We start from the raw sequence: 14,795 nt of genomic DNA, 5'->3' as shown, positions 1-14,795 counted from the left end.
GCGCGCCGTGGCGACCCCGTCGGGGCGGTCAGTTCCGCATCAGCATGGGAATGTTGAAATTCCACTTCGCATGATCCTCGACGCCTACGATGGCATCGGAGGCATCCGCCAGATCCAGCAGCCCCGCCGGCACGTGGGTATCGAACCGGGTCGAGTAGAAGACCTTGACCGTCGGCTTCAGTGAACTCTTTTCGCTCTGGTTGAGCACGATGGCCAGTCGCCCGGAGTTCAGCCGGACCAGGGTCCCCACCGGGTAAATCCCGATCATCTTGACGAAGGCGTGGAATATGTCCCGGTCGAAGTGGCCATCCTGCCATTCCGCCATTCGGCGTATCGCGTCCGCGGGCTCCCAGCCCTTCTTGTAGCAGCGCTCGGACGTCACCGCATCGTACACATCGCATATGGCGCCCATGCGCGCCGCCCGGGTCAGCGCGTCTCCCGACAGCTTGTGCGGGTATCCGGTGGCATCGCACCGCTCGTGGTGATGCAGGCAGACATCCAGCACCGTCGGGCTCACCTCCAGCTGGTTCCGCAGGATGTCCCAGCCCAGCTGGGGGTGCTTGCGCACGGCAGCAAATTCCTCTTCATCCAGTCGGCCGGGCTTGTTCAGCACGGCGTCCGGTACACCGATCTTGCCGATATCGTGAAACAGCCCCGCCAGACCCAGGTCCTGCAGGGCCTCCCCCTCGATGCCCAGTTGGCGACCCAGCGCCATCATCAGCGCACAGACGGCGACCGAATGCAGATAGGTGTAGTCGTCCTTTTCCTTCAGTCGCAGCACGCTCAGGATGGCGGCCACGTTGCGGGTGATGGACCTGCTGATCTCATCGACGACATCGACTGCCCCGTCCATGTTCAGCGCCTTTCCCATGCGCGCCTCGCCGAACAGGGAAATCACCGCGGCCTTGGCCCGGTCGCGGATGAGTTCGGCCCGCACCACCTCGCTGGCGAAATCCGTGCGCGCTTCCGCCGGCAACCCGGCGGGCGCTTTCCGTTTCCTTACGACACCGCCATCTTGCGAGTCCACGCGCGAGGCCGGACCCGGCGGTGCCGATTCGACATCCAGGCCCTTGCCGGTATCGATCCAGACTTCCCTGCAACCGAAGCTCCGAAGCTTTTCCAGGGTCTTTTCGTCGGCTATCAGGAATGAGCCGCGCCAGAACGGGTGATCCAGCCACTTCCCGCAGATCTTGTGGATGAACATCCCCTTGCGGAGACGGGCGATGTCGACTTTCTTGAGTGACGATTGCATCGCTCGATGGATCCATTTGTCGCACATGCCGGCCGAAAACCCACAATGCCCGCGGGAGCGGATGATCGCTGCCCTCGTTCCCTTCGACCGCATGGCCCGGCGAGTTTCAACATCGCGTTGACCCCCGGCGAAATCGGCTTCCCTGCCTATCGGCCGCTGGCGGCGGTACTTGAGTCCGACCTTCGCACGTCGCCTTCGCGTTGCCTTCGGGGCGACGGAATGGAGCGCCGAAGGCCGGGCTTCCCCCGCAGCGGTCCCGCGGTTCGAGAAAAGTGTGGCGTGTTGTCGCAGTGCCGCGGATCCCGCGGGAACGGGTCGCGGCCTGTCGGCGCCTGACACCCCGTATGCATGGACTTAACCTGCCGCCATGCACGCTTTGACGATGAAACGGACCCTCGGCGCCGGGAACCACCCCGGCTGCGTGCGCGTCCGACCGCCGCCGTTTGCCGCGATACTGGCAATGCCCGACCCCCTTGTATGGAGTACACCGCAATCATGGCGATACCACGCTCGGATGCCCTGGTTTTTTTCGGCGCCACCGGCGACCTGGCCTACAAGAAGATCTTCCCGGCCCTGCTGGCGATGACCCGGGACGGCCAGCTGGAACTGCCGATCATCGGGGTGGCGCACTCGGACTGGAACCTGAGGCAGTTTCGCCAGCGCGCCCGCAACAGCGTGATGCAGGCGGCGAAGGACAGCGGCGAGAAATTCGACAAGGCCGCGTTCGACAGGCTCTCCGCGCGGCTGCAGTACGTCGATGGCGACTACAAGGATCCGGCCACGTTCGCCCGGCTGAAGCAGGCGCTGGGGAACGCGAAGCGACCGCTGCATTACCTGGCGATCCCGCCCAGCCTGTTCGGCACCGTGGTGCAGGGGCTCGAGCAGGCCGGCTGCGCCGAGCACGCGCGGGTGGTGGTGGAGAAGCCGTTCGGGCACGACCTGGCCTCGGCGCGGCAGCTCAACCAGACGCTCAGGTCGGTATTCCCGGACGACGCGATCTTCCGCATCGATCACTTCCTGGGCAAGGAAGCGATCATGAACATCCTGTACTTCCGCTTCGCCAATTCGTTCCTCGAGCCGATCTGGAACCGCAACAACGTGGCCAGCGTGGAGGTGACCCTGTCGGAGAAATTCGGCGTCGAGGGCCGCGGCTCGTTCTACGACGGCGCCGGTTGCCTGCGCGACGTGATCCAGAATCACCTGCTGCAGATCGTGGCGCTGCTGGCGATGGAGCCGCCGGCCTACCAGGGCTTCGGTGCGGTGCATGCGGAGAAGGCCAAGGTGTTCCAGGCGATGCGCCCGCTGCAGCCGGACGATCTGGTGCGCGGCCAGTACCGCGGCTACCGCAGCGAGCCGGGCGTGGCGAAGGGCTCCGACGTGGAGACGTTCTGCGCACTGCGGCTGTTCATCGATTCGTGGCGCTGGGGCGGCGTGCCGTGGTACCTGCGCTCGGGCAAATGCCTGCCCGAGACGGTGGCCGAGATCGTGGTGGAGCTGAAGCCGCCGCCGCAGAAGCTGTTCGACGATGCGGCGCAGAAGGCGGGGCGCGCCAATTACCTTCGCTTCCGGCTGTCGCCGAATACCGCGGTGGCGCTGGCCGCACGAGTCAAACGCGCGGGCAAGGAATTCGTCGGCGACCAGCGCGAGCTCACCCTGGTGGAGGAGCAGACCGGGCAGGAGTCGCCCTATCAACGCCTGCTCGGCGACGCGATGGCCGGCGACGGCGCGCTGTTCACCCGCGAGGAGGCGGTCGAGGCCGCCTGGGTGGTGGTCGAGCCGGTACTGCGAAACCATCATCCGGCGATCCCCTACCGCCGCGGCAGCTGGGGTCCGACCCAGGCCGCCGCGCTGATCGCGGCCGATGGCGGCTGGCACAACCCGGTGGTCGAGGAGGGCAGGCCATGACGACGGCGGCCACGGTGACGTTCCTGCTCGATGTCGACAACACCCTGCTCGACAACGACCGCTTCGCCGCCGACCTGGGCGACACCCTGGAGCAGGCGTTCGGCCCGGCCGAACGCGAGCGCTACTGGGCGATCTATGCGCAGCTGCGCGACGAACTCGGCTTTGCCGATTACCTGGGCGCGCTGCAGCGCTTCCGCAGCGGCCTGGACAACGAACCGTCGCTGCTGCAGATGTCCAGATACCTGCTGGAGTACCCGTTCGCCGAGCGGCTGTATCCGCACGCGCTGGCCACCATCGCCCACCTGCGCACGCTGGGGCCGACCGCGATCCTGTCCGACGGCGACGTGGTGTTCCAGCCGCGCAAGATCCAGCGCGCCGGCCTGTGGGACGCGCTGCGCGGCGAGGTGCTGGTCTACCTGCACAAGCAACGCATGCTGGTGGCGATGCAGCAGCGCTATCCGGCTGCGCATTACGTGATGGTCGACGACAAGCCGCAGATCCTGGGCGAGATGAAGAAGCGCCTCGGCCACAAGCTGACCACGGTGTTCGTGCGCCAGGGCCATTACGCCACGGTCGCCGCCGAGAGGGCGATCGAGCCGGCGCCGGACATCACGATCGCGTGCATCGGCGAACTGCGCGAGCGTAAGCTTGCCGATTTCCTGCCGAGCGCGCCGGTCATCCATCTTCCGGCAGACTGAAGGTCCCGAATCGAACCCGTTGCATCGAACTGACGTCCTGGAGCAAGCATGAAAGCGACCCGACAATTGCATGACCTCGGCCAGAGCCTGTGGCTGGACAACATCACCCGCACCCTGCTGGACGACGGCACCCTGGCGCGCTACATCAGCGAGGATTCGGTCACCGGGCTGACCTCCAACCCGAGCATCTTCGATGCGGCGATCGGCGACGGCGATGCCTACGACGCCTGCATCCATGCCAAGGCACTGGCCGGCCTTTCCGGCGAGAAGCTCTTCATCGAGCTGGCGCTGGAGGACCTGCGCCGCGCCGCCGACCTGTTCGAGCCGGTGTTCCAGCGCACCGCCGGCGTCGATGGCTGGGTCTCGATGGAGGTCTCCCCGCTGCTGGCGCAGGACAGCGCCGGCTCGATCGCGGCGGCCCGGCAGATTCACGCCGCCGCCCGGCGCGACAACCTGTTCGTGAAGATTCCCGGCACGCCGGAAGGCATCCCGGCGATCGAGGAAGCGATCTTCCTGGGCATCCCGATCAACGTGACCCTGCTGTTCTCCTGCGCGCATTACCTTGCCGCGGCCGAGGCGTACATGCGCGGCATCGAACGGCGCATCGACGCCAAGCTCGACCCACGCGTGGGCTCGGTCGCCTCGCTGTTCATCAGCCGCTGGGACGTGGCCAGCAACAAGCAGTTGCCGGACGAGTTGCACAACAAGCTCGGCATCGCGGTGGGCCAGCAGACCTACCGCGCCTATCGCGAACTGCTCGACTCGCCGCGCTGGCAGAAGCTGGCGGCCGCCGGCGCACGGCCACAGCGCCTGCTGTGGGCCAGCACCGGGACCAAGGATCCGGCCGCCCCGGACACCCTCTACGTCAGCGCGCTGGCCGCCCCCAACACGGTCAACACGCTGCCGGAGAAGACCCTGCAGGCATTCGCCGATCACGGCCGGCTGGAGGGCGTGATGGCGATCGACGGCGGCGATGCGGACGCCGTGCTGGCACGGATCGGCAAGGCCGGCGTGGATGTCGACGCGCTGGCGCTGAAACTGCAACAGGAAGGTGCCCAGGCGTTCGTCAAATCCTGGCAGCAACTGCTGCAGCGGATCGCCGACAAGGCCAGCGCGCTGGACGACAAGGCCGGGGGGCCGGCACTGCGATGAGCCATTCGAGACTGAGGAGACTGCCGTCCTGGCAGGCACTGCAGCAACACGCCGCCGTGATCGGCGAGAAACACCTGCGCGAGCTGTTTGCCGACGATCCGCAGCGCGGCGAGGCGTTCGCGCTCGAGGAGGTCGGCCTGTACCTGGATTACTCCAAGCAGCGCGTCGACAGCGACACCCTGCGCCTGTTGCGCGAACTGGCCGCGGCCTGCGATCTGCCGGGGCATACCGAGGCGATGTTCGGCGGCGAGCGGATCAACACCACCGAGAACCGCGCCGTGCTGCACGTGGCGCTGCGCGCGCCCGCCGGCGAGCAGATCCTGGTCGACGGCCACGACGTGGTGGCGGACGTGCATGCCGTGCTGGACCGCATGGCGGCGTTTGCCGACCGGGTGCGCAGCGGCAGCTGGCTGGGCCACAGCGGCAAGCGCATCCGCAACGTGGTCAGCATCGGCATCGGCGGCTCCGACCTCGGCCCGGTGATGGCCTACGAGGCGTTGCGCGACTACAGCGCGCGCGAGATGACCTTCCGTTTCGTGTCGAACGTGGACGGCACCGACTTTGTCGAGGCGACCCGCGACCTCGACGCCGCCGAGACCCTGTTCATCGTCTGCTCGAAGACCTTCACCACGCTGGAGACGCTGAGCAATGCCCAGGCCGCGCGCGCCTGGTGCCTGGACGCGCTGGGCGACGAGAAGGCGATCGCGAAGCATTTCGTGGCGGTCTCCACCAACGCCGACGAAGTGGCGAAGTTCGGCATCGACACCGCGCACATGTTCGGTTTCTGGGACTGGGTCGGCGGGCGCTATTCGATGGAATCGGCGATCGGGCTGTCGACCATGCTGGCGATCGGGCCGGAGCGGTTCCGCGAGATGCTGGCCGGCTTCCACGCGATGGACGAACACTTCCGGCACGCCCCGTACGAACGCAACCTGCCGGTGCTGATGGGCCTGCTGGCGATCTGGAACAACAACTTCCTCGATGCCGCCAGCGTGGCGGTGCTGCCGTACGAGCAATACCTGAAGCGCTTCCCGGCCTACCTGCAGCAGCTGACGATGGAGAGCAACGGCAAGAGCGTGACCCTCGACGGCACCGCCGTGGACTACGCCACCGGCCCGATCTACTGGGGCGAACCGGGCACCAACGGCCAGCATTCGTTCTACCAGCTGATCCACCAGGGCACACGCATCGTGCCGTGCGACTTCATCGGCTTCGGCCAGAGCCTGAATCCGCTGCCGGTCCGCGGCGGCGGCGACCAGCACGACCTGCTGATGGCGAACCTGATCGCCCAGGGCGAGGCGCTGGCGTTCGGCAAGAGCGCGGAGCAGGTGCGTGCCGAAGGCACGCCCGAGGCGCTGGTGCCCCATCGCACGTTCAGCGGCAACCGGCCCAGCAGCACGATCCTCGCAGAGCGGCTGACCCCGCATGCGCTGGGTACGCTGATCGCGCTGTACGAGCACAGCGTGTTCGTGCAGGGCGTGATCTGGGGCATCGATTCGTTCGACCAGTGGGGCGTGGAGCTGGGCAAGCAGCTGGCGAAGACGACCATCGCCGAACTGACCGCGACCGACGAACCGACGCTCGCCCACGACAGCTCGACCAACCGCCTGATCCGTCGCTATCGCCAGCTGCGTGACGGCACGACCCCGGAAACGAAATGACCCAGAAGATCAGCCCGCTTGCCGGCAAGCCGGCACCGACGTCGATCCTGGTCGATATGCCCAGGCTGCTGGCGGCGTATGCCGACCTGAAACCGGATCCGTCGGTAGCGGCCCAGCGGGTCGCGTTCGGCACCTCCGGCCATCGCGGCAGCTCGCTCGAACGCAGCTTCAACCGCGCGCATATCCTGGCGATCACCCAGGCGATCTGCGAGTACCGCCAGGGCAAGGGCATCGACGGCCCGCTGTTCGTCGGCTTTGATACCCATGCGCTGTCGCAGCCGGCGTTCGAGGACGCGCTGGAAGTGCTGGCCGCCCATGGCGTCGAGACGATGATCTCGGCCGGCGGCGAGTTCACCCCGACGCCGGCGATCTCGCACGCGATCCTGGTCTACAACAAGGGCCGCACCACCGGCCTGGCCGACGGCATCGTGATCACGCCATCGCACAATCCGCCGGACAACGGCGGCTTCAAGTACAACCCGAGCAACGGCGGCCCGGCCGATACCGAGATCACCGGCTGGGTGCAGCAGCGCGCGAACGCGCTGCTCGAGAACGGCCTGAACGGGGTCCGCCGGATACCGTTCGCGCAGGCGCGCCAGGCCGCCAGCACGCATCCGCACGACTACCTCAACCATTACGTCACCGACCTCGCCAACGTCATCGACTTCGACCTGATCCGCAGCGCCGGCGTGCACATGGGCGTCGATCCGCTGGGCGGCGCCGGCGTGCACTACTGGGCACCGATCGCCGAGCGCTACAAGCTCGACCTCACCGTGGTCAGCGACACGGTCGACCCGCAGTTCGCGTTCATGACGGTGGACTGGGACGGCAAAATCCGCATGGATCCGTCGTCGAAGTACGCGATGCAGCGGCTGATCGGACTGAAGGAGCAGTACGACGTCGCGTTCGCCTGCGACACCGACCACGATCGCCACGGCGTGGTCACCCGCAGCGGCGGGCTGATGGAGCCGAACCACTACCTGTCCGTGCTGATCGACTACCTGTTCACCCACCGCCCGCAGTGGAGCGCGAACGCGGCGGTAGGCAAGACCGTGGTCAGCACGACCCTGATCGACCGCGTGGCGAAGCGGCTGGGGCGCAAGCTGTACGAGGTGCCGGTCGGCTTCAAGTGGTTCTCCGAGGGCCTGTTCGATGGCTCGCTGGGCTTCGGCTGCGAGGAAAGCGCGGGCGCCTCGCTGCTGCGCCGCGACGGTTCGGTGTGGACCACCGACAAGGACGGCCTCGTGCCGGCGCTGCTGTCGGCCGAGATCACCGCCCGCGAGGGCAAGGACCCGGGCCAGCTGTACGCCCGGCTGACCAGCGAACTGGGGGAGCCGTTCGCCGACCGGGTCGAGGCCGCGGCCACCCCGGCGCAGAAGGCCCGGCTCGCGAAACTGTCGCCCGATCAGCTGAAGATCGAGCGGCTGGCCGGCGAAAAGATCGAGCAGGTGCTGAGCCATGCCCCCGGCAACGGCGCGCCGATCGGCGGGATCAAGGTGGTTGCCGCCAGTGGCTGGTTCGCCGCGCGCCCGTCCGGCACCGAGGCGATCTACAAGATTTATGCGGAGAGCTTCAGCAATCGCGAAGATTTGCACGGCATTCTCGCCGAGGCGCAGAAGATCGTCGACGCCGCCATCGCGGGCGACTGACCGCGGGCGTCGCGGGATCGTCGCCGGGCGCGGGCTGTGCCGCCTCTCTCCACCTCATCGGGATCACCCATGTCATCGACGGACCTGAAATCTCGCTACGCGGCATCCAGTCGGCGGATGCACTGGCTCATGTTCGCGCTGGTGCTGCTGGCCTACCTGTGCATCAACCTGTTCGAGCTGTTCGCCAGGGGCAGTGCCGCACGCGCCAACATACTCGGCTCGCACTTCGTCGCCGGGCTCGCCGTGCTGCTGCTGGTGCTGCCCCGCCTGTGGCTGCGCCGGCGCAACGGCCAGCCGCCGATTTCCCCGCCACCGCCGCACTGGAGCGAACTGCTGGGCAAGCTCACCCATGTGGCCCTGTATGCGTTCCTGCTGATCCAGCCGATCCTGGGCCTGATCACCCTGCAGATCGAGGGCAAGCCGGTCGCCCTGTTCGGCGTGACCCTGCTGCCGTCGTTCGTGGGCCAGCCCGACCGCGCGCTGGGGCACCAGTTCGAGCATATCCATGGCACCATCGGCACGATCTTCTATTACGTGATCGCGCTGCATATCCTGGCCGCGCTGTGGCATCACTATCGCCGCCGCGACAACACCCTGACCCGGATGCTCTGAACATGCCGTCCCCGCACCGGGCACGGAGCATGCAAACCCCCTGACCACGGAGCACATGCGTGTCTCGACGCCACCACAACGAAAGGCATCTCACCGGTCGCATGGGCTGGCTGCGCGCGGCCGTGCTCGGCGCCAACGACGGCATCGTCTCCACCGCCAGCCTGGTACTGGGTGTGGCGGCGGCGCACGCTTCCGGCCAGGCGATCCTGATCGCCGGCAGTGCGGGGCTGGTCGCCGGCGCGATGTCGATGGCGGCCGGCGAATACGTGTCGGTGCACTCGCAGGCCGACAGCGAACACGCCGAGCTGGAGAAGGAACGGCACGAACTGCTGACCGACGAGGCCGGCGAGCACAAGGAGTTGGCGGCGATCTACGTCGGCCGCGGGCTGGACAAGGCGCTGGCCAATCAGGTCGCCGAGCAGCTGATGGCGCACGACGCGCTGGATGCGCATGCCCGCGACGAGCTGGGCATCACCGAGATCCTGCGGGCCAAGCCGCTGCAGGCCGCCGGTGCCTCGGCGCTGAGCTTTGCGATCGGCGCGGCGCTGCCGCTGCTGGTGGTGCTGCTGAGTCCCGCCTCGGTGCTGTTGTGGTCGGTCTTCATCACCTCGCTGATCTTCCTGGCCGTCCTCGGCGGGCTGGCTGCCCGCACCGGCGGCGCCAGGATCCGCACCGGCGTCATCCGCATCACGTTCTGGGGTGCGCTGGCCATGGCGATCACCACCGGCGTCGGCATGCTGTTCGGTGTGACGGGCTGACCCGACGGCGGACGGACGGCCCCCGCGCCATGTGCGGCGGCATGACGTGCGCTTGACCTGCGCCCGGGCATCCTGACGGGAGCTCATTCCCGTCCCGTCCGCCCGAGGCTAGTTCCATGACCGACGCCACACTCGACCAGCAATGCATCGACACGCTCCGCTTCCTCTCGGTGGACATGGTGCAGAACGCCAACAGCGGCCATCCCGGCCTGCCGCTCGGTGCAGCGCCGATGGCCTACGTGCTGTGGACGAAGCACATGAAATACCACCCGGCCGATCCGCACTGGGTCGACCGCGACCGCTTCGTGCTGTCGGCCGGACACGGTTCGGCGCTGCTCTACAGCCTGCTGCACGTGACCGGCTACGACCTCTCGCTGGATGACCTCAAACACTTTCGCCAGTGGGGCAGCAAGGCGCCCGGGCATCCCGAATACGGTCACACGCCCGGCGTGGAGATCACCACCGGGCCGCTGGGGCAGGGCCTGGCCAACGCGGTCGGCATGGCGATCGGCGAGGCGCATCTGGCTGCCCGCTACAACCGCGACGGCCACCGGGTGATCGACCATCGCACCTGGGCGATCGTCAGCGACGGCGACCTGATGGAGGGCGTGGCCAGCGAGGCGGCCTCGCTGGCCGGGCACCTGAAACTGGGCAAGCTGATCTGCCTGTACGACGACAACTACGTCACCCTCGCCGCCGGCACCGACATCACGTTCTCCGAGGACCGCGCACGGCGCTTCGAGGCGTATGGCTGGCAGACCATCAAGGTGGACGATGGCAACGACCTGGCCGCGATCGATGCCGCGGTGGAGGCCGCGCGCGCCGACACCGCGCGGCCATCGCTGATCCTGGTGCGCACGCATATCGGCTACGGCTCGCCCGAACAGGATTCGTTCAAGGCGCACGGCTCGCCGCTGGGCGTCGAGGACGTGAAGAAGACCAAGCAGAAGCTGGGCTGGCCGGTGGAGCCCGACTTCCTGCTGCCGAAACCCGCACTCGACCACTTCCATGAGGCGCTGGAGCGCGGAGCGCGGGCCCAGCGTGAGTGGAATGGACGTCTGGACGGCTATGCGAACGCTTTCCCGGAACTGGCGCAGGAACTGCAGGGTCGCCTGCGTGGCGAGCTGCCACCGGGTTGGGATGCGGACATCCCGGTGTTTCCCGCCGACGCCAGGGGCATCGCCACCCGCGTCGCCAGCGGCCAGGTGATGAACGCGATCGCGCCGAAACTGCCTGCCCTGTTCGGTGGCTCGGCGGACCTCGATTCCTCCACCCACACCAACCTGAAAGGCCTGGGCGATTTCAATCCGGCGGCGACCGCGGAGCAGGACACCCAGGGTTCCGATGGCGGCGGCTGGAGTTACGCCGGGCGCAACCTGCACTTCGGCGTACGCGAGCACGCGATGGGTGCGATCGCCAACGGCCTGGCCGTGCACGGCGGTTTCCTGCCGTACGGCTCGACCTTCCTGATCTTCTCCGACTACATGCGGCCGGCGATCCGCCTCGCCGCGCTGATGGGCGTGCACGTGGTGCACGTGTTCACCCACGACAGCATCGCGCTGGGCGAGGATGGCCCCACCCATCAGCCGATTGAGCAGCTGGCCAGCCTGCGCGCGATCCCCAACCTCACCGTGATCCGTCCGGCCGACGCCAACGAAACCGCGGTGGCGTGGAAAGTGGCGGTGGAGTCGACCGCGCACCCGGTGCTGCTGGCGCTGACCCGGCAGAACCTGCCCACGCTCGACCGCGGGCGCTACGCCAGCGCCGAAGGCCTGCGCCGGGGCGCCTACGTGTTGAGCGATCCGGCCGACGGCAAGCCGGCGCTGATCCTGATCGCCAGCGGCTCCGAGGTCGCTCTGATCCTGGCCGCGGCGGAACAGCTGCAGGGCCGTGGCATCGCAGTGCGTTGCGTGTCGATGCCGAGCTGGGAACTGTTCGACGCGCAATCGCCGGGCTATCGCGACCAGGTCCTGCCGCCGGCGGTGACCGCGCGACTGGCGGTGGAGCTGGGCGTGGCGCAGGGCTGGCGCCGCTACACCGGCGAGCAGGGCGACATGCTGGGCATCGACCGCTTCGGTGCCTCCGCACCGGCCGGGGTGTTGCTGCGCGAATACGGCTTTACCGTCGACAACGTGGTCCGCCGGGCCCGCGCCTTGCTCGGGAGCTGAGGCGGCGGCGGGTGACGAACGCCCCCGGCAGCTGGCCTGGGGCGTTCGCCATGGCCCGCGCGAACGGCCGACGGGGCCGACTTTGTTCACAGGTCGGCGCGGCCGCGCCTGTGCTCATCGTCATGTATATGTGTACTTGTCGGTATGTTATTGTCCGGGCCGGCTCCCACCCTGCCCAGGCCATTCCCTTGTCCAGTCATCTGTCTGACCTGAAGCCCATCGTGCGGACCGGCCGCGCCCACGCGCTGGCGGTGCTGATCGGGCTGTCCCTCGCCGGCTGCGCCGTCGGCCCCGATTACCGGCGCCCGGATGCGCCGCCGGTCGATCGCTACACGGCCCAGGCGCTGCCTGCCGCCACGACGTCGGCCCACGCCGCCGATGGCGATGCGCAGCGCTTCATGCAGGGCCGCGACGTGCCCGCACGCTGGTGGACCACGTTCGACAATCCCGAGCTGACCCGCCGGGTGAACACCGCGCTGAGCCACAGCCCCACGATTGCCTCGGCCCAGGCCGCGCTGCGCCAGGCGCAGGAAAACGCCAATGCGACTCGCGGCGGCCTGTTCCCGTCACTGGACGCCGCCGCCGGCGCCACCCGCGAGAAGCAGTCGGCAGCGCAATCCGGCGCTCCCGGCGGACTCGGCCCGTTCACCATCTACAACGCCTCGGTCAGCGTGGGCTATACGCTGGATCTGTTCGGCGGCGTGCGCCGCGGCATCGAGGCGCAACTGGCGCAGGCCGACTATCAGCGCGCCCAACTCGACACCACCTATCTGACCCTGGCCGCCAACGTGGTAACCGCCTCGCTGCAGGAGGCCTCGTTGCGCGAGCAGCTGCGCGCGACCGAGGAGATCCTCGGCTTCCAGCGCGAGAGTCTGCGGATCGCCCGGCAGCAGCAGCAGATCGGCTCGAAATCGCTGTCCGACACATTGGCCGTGCGCACCCAGCTGGCGATCACCGAGGCCACCCTGCCGCCGCTGCGCGCCCAGCTCGCCGCCACTCGCAATCAGCTGGCGACCTATCTGGGCACCACACCGGCGCAACTGGAATTGTCGCCGCTGACCCTGGATGCGATCAGCCTGCCGCAGGACATCCCGGTGAGCCTGCCCTCGACCCTGGTCGATCAGCGCCCGGATATCCGCGCGGCCTCGGCGCAACTGCATGCAGCGTCGGCCGGGGTCGGCGTGGCCACCGCGGCGATGCTGCCGCAGATCACCCTTTCCGGCAGCGCCGGCTCGCAGGCGCTGCGCGCGGGCGACCTGTTTTCCGCCGGCACCGGCGCCTGGTCACTGGGCTTGGGCCTGACCCAGCCGCTGTTCCACGGCGGCGAGCTGTTGCACCGCAAGCGCGCCGCCCAGGCTGGCCTGGACAAGGCCGTGGCGGACTGGCAGCAGACCGTGCTGGTCGCGTTCCAGAACGTCGCCGATGCGCTGCAGGCGCTGCAATACGATGCGCAGGGGCTGGCCGCGCAGGCCATCGCCGAAAGCGCGGCGTCGCAGCAACTGGACCTGACCCGCCAGCAATACCGGCTGGGCGCCACCGGCTATCTCAACCTGCTCGACGCCCAGCGCAGCTACCAGCAGGCGCGCATCAGCCTGATCCAGGCACGCGCCGCCCGGCTGGCCGATACCGCTGCGCTGTATGCCGCCCTCGGTGGCGGCTGGCGCAGTGACACCTCGGTGGCCAGCCAGAAGCCTTAGCTCCATCCATGAGTGCGGACGGGATGTCCGCTTTTTGACTTTCGCGATCGTGGATGATCGCCATAACCCAAGGAGATCGCGCATGACCACGCGCGTCGACAAGAAGCCCGGCACCACCAAGCGCATGCTCTGGATGATCGGCGGGGTACTGCTGCTGATCGCCCTGATCGTCGGCATCAAGGTACTGCTGGTGATGCGCATGATCCACAGCATGCCCCAGCCGGCGCCGTCCACGGTCAGCACCACCACCGCCCGCGAACGGCCCTGGCAGCCGGCACTGAGTGCCGTCGGCACGCTGCGTGCGGCGAACGGCGCCGACCTGGCGATGGATGTCGCCGGCTTGGTCACCGCGGTCAACCTGAAATCCGGCCAGGACGTGAAGCAGGGCCAGGTGTTGCTGCAGATGCGCGATGGCGACGACGTGGCCCAGCTGCACCAGCTCGAGGCCGCGGCGCAGCTGTCGCAGCTCACCTTCGAGCGGGCGCGCAAGCAGCTCGCCGCGCAGGCGATCAGCAAGGCCGACTACGACACCGCCGCCGCCGACCTCAAGGGCAAGCAGGCCGCGGTGGCGCAGCAGAAAGTGGTGGTCGCGAAGAAGCAGCTGCGCGCACCGTTTACCGGCCGCGCCGGCATCATCACCACCAGTCCCGGCGACTACCTCAGCGCCGGCGCGATGGTCGTGACGGTGCAGCAGCTCGATCCCCTGCTGGTCGATTTCTACGTGCCGCAGAGCGAACTGGGCCGGTTGCAGGTGGGCCAGACGGTGAATCTGAAGCTGGACGCGTATGCGGGCCGCCGCTTCAGCGGCAAGCTCAGCGCCATCAACCCCAAGGTCGATCTGGGCACCCGCAACGTGCAGGTGGAAGCCACCGTGCCGAACCACGACAAGGCGCTGACCCCGGGCATGTTCGCCAAGGTCAGCGTCGACGTCGGCCACGAGCAGCGCCAGCTGACCCTGCCGCAGGCGGCGATCGTCTACAACCCCTACGGCGACACCGTGTACGTGGTGCAGCCGTCCAAGGGCAAGGACGACAAGGGCCGGCCGCTGCCCGCCACGGTGAAGCAGACCTTTGTCACCCTGGGTGAGACCCGCGGTGACCAGGTGGAGATCGTGAAGGGCATCAAGGCCGGTACCGTGGTCGTCACCAGCGGCCAGATCAAGCTGAAGAACGACGCGCCGATCGTGATCGACAACCGCGTGCAGCCGGCCGACAGCGCGAACCCCGCGCCGCAGGAACACTGA

11 protein-coding genes are annotated in these 14,795 nt (G+C 68.1%); 10 read left to right on the top strand and 1 reads right to left on the bottom strand.

Features of this window, described 5'->3' with window-relative positions; genetic code table 11:
- Positions 1 to 28: 28 nt before the first annotated feature.
- Complete coding sequence (locus ACFPPA_RS18340; protein WP_377322565.1) at positions 29 to 1,591, bottom strand: HD-GYP domain-containing protein; 1,563 nt, start codon at positions 1,589 to 1,591, stop codon at positions 29 to 31.
- Between the two features lie 156 nt (positions 1,592 to 1,747).
- Here ACFPPA_RS18340 and zwf point away from each other — a divergent pair, with 156 nt between their 5' ends.
- From zwf to ACFPPA_RS18290, 10 genes are all read left to right on the top strand, one after another.
- Positions 1,748 to 3,157: a glucose-6-phosphate dehydrogenase gene (zwf, locus tag ACFPPA_RS18335; RefSeq protein WP_377322563.1), complete on the top strand. Its 1,410-nt coding sequence runs from the start codon at positions 1,748 to 1,750 to the stop codon at positions 3,155 to 3,157.
- Positions 3,154 to 3,855, top strand: a complete 702-nt coding sequence (locus ACFPPA_RS18330) for an HAD family hydrolase (protein ID WP_377322561.1) — start codon at positions 3,154 to 3,156, stop codon at positions 3,853 to 3,855. The genes zwf and ACFPPA_RS18330 overlap by 4 nt, the downstream gene beginning before the upstream one ends.
- A gap of 48 nt (positions 3,856 to 3,903) precedes the next feature.
- Positions 3,904 to 5,007 (top strand): transaldolase, encoded by a 1,104-nt coding sequence (gene tal, locus ACFPPA_RS18325; protein WP_377322559.1) that lies wholly within the window; start codon positions 3,904 to 3,906, stop codon positions 5,005 to 5,007.
- Positions 5,004 to 6,668 carry a glucose-6-phosphate isomerase gene (gene pgi, locus ACFPPA_RS18320; protein ID WP_377322557.1) on the top strand — a complete coding sequence of 555 codons (1,665 nt, stop codon included), beginning with the start codon at positions 5,004 to 5,006 and terminating at the stop codon, positions 6,666 to 6,668. Before tal ends, pgi begins: the two co-directional genes overlap by 4 nt.
- Complete coding sequence (gene pgm / locus ACFPPA_RS18315; protein ID WP_377322555.1) at positions 6,665 to 8,317, top strand: phosphoglucomutase (alpha-D-glucose-1,6-bisphosphate-dependent); 1,653 nt, start codon at positions 6,665 to 6,667, stop codon at positions 8,315 to 8,317. Before pgi ends, pgm begins: the two co-directional genes overlap by 4 nt.
- 69 nt (positions 8,318 to 8,386) lie before the next feature.
- Positions 8,387 to 8,929: a cytochrome b gene (locus ACFPPA_RS18310; RefSeq protein ID WP_377322553.1), complete on the top strand. Its 543-nt coding sequence runs from the start codon at positions 8,387 to 8,389 to the stop codon at positions 8,927 to 8,929.
- 101 nt (positions 8,930 to 9,030) lie between these two features.
- The gene (locus ACFPPA_RS18305; protein WP_377322635.1) at positions 9,031 to 9,687 is read left to right on the top strand and encodes a VIT1/CCC1 transporter family protein; all 657 of its coding nucleotides are present in this window, start codon (positions 9,031 to 9,033) and stop codon (positions 9,685 to 9,687) included.
- Positions 9,688 to 9,803: 116 nt separating this feature from the next.
- Complete coding sequence (gene tkt / locus ACFPPA_RS18300) at positions 9,804 to 11,855, top strand: transketolase (protein ID WP_377322551.1); 2,052 nt, start codon at positions 9,804 to 9,806, stop codon at positions 11,853 to 11,855.
- 221 nt (positions 11,856 to 12,076) lie between these two features.
- Positions 12,077 to 13,552, top strand: a complete 1,476-nt coding sequence (locus ACFPPA_RS18295; protein ID WP_377322549.1) for an efflux transporter outer membrane subunit — start codon at positions 12,077 to 12,079, stop codon at positions 13,550 to 13,552.
- An 82-nt stretch (positions 13,553 to 13,634) separates the two neighbouring features.
- Positions 13,635 to 14,795 (top strand): efflux RND transporter periplasmic adaptor subunit, encoded by a 1,161-nt coding sequence (locus tag ACFPPA_RS18290; protein ID WP_377322547.1) that lies wholly within the window; start codon positions 13,635 to 13,637, stop codon positions 14,793 to 14,795.

Source organism: Rhodanobacter ginsengisoli, assembly GCF_042657065.1.
Lineage (GTDB): Bacteria > Pseudomonadota > Gammaproteobacteria > Xanthomonadales > Rhodanobacteraceae > Rhodanobacter > Rhodanobacter ginsengisoli.
Note: the sequence above shows the minus strand (reverse complement) of the source record. Positions and strands in the feature narration are given on the sequence as shown.

Bases quoted from the DNA above. Each gene is read 5' to 3' on its own strand.
- ACFPPA_RS18310 (WP_377322553.1), top strand. From the start codon at position 8,387: ATGTCATCGACGGACCTGAAATCTCGCTACGCGGCATCCAGTCGGCGG.
- ACFPPA_RS18330 (WP_377322561.1), top strand. From the start codon at position 3,154: ATGACGACGGCGGCCACGGTGACGTTCCTGCTCGATGTCGACAACACC.
- tal (WP_377322559.1), top strand. From the start codon at position 3,904: ATGAAAGCGACCCGACAATTGCATGACCTCGGCCAGAGCCTGTGGCTG.
- ACFPPA_RS18305 (WP_377322635.1), top strand. From the start codon at position 9,031: ATGGGCTGGCTGCGCGCGGCCGTGCTCGGCGCCAACGACGGCATCGTC.
- pgi (WP_377322557.1), top strand. From the start codon at position 5,004: ATGAGCCATTCGAGACTGAGGAGACTGCCGTCCTGGCAGGCACTGCAG.
- pgm (WP_377322555.1), top strand. From the start codon at position 6,665: ATGACCCAGAAGATCAGCCCGCTTGCCGGCAAGCCGGCACCGACGTCG.
- tkt (WP_377322551.1), top strand. From the start codon at position 9,804: ATGACCGACGCCACACTCGACCAGCAATGCATCGACACGCTCCGCTTC.
- zwf (WP_377322563.1), top strand. From the start codon at position 1,748: ATGGCGATACCACGCTCGGATGCCCTGGTTTTTTTCGGCGCCACCGGC.
- ACFPPA_RS18290 (WP_377322547.1), top strand. From the start codon at position 13,635: ATGACCACGCGCGTCGACAAGAAGCCCGGCACCACCAAGCGCATGCTC.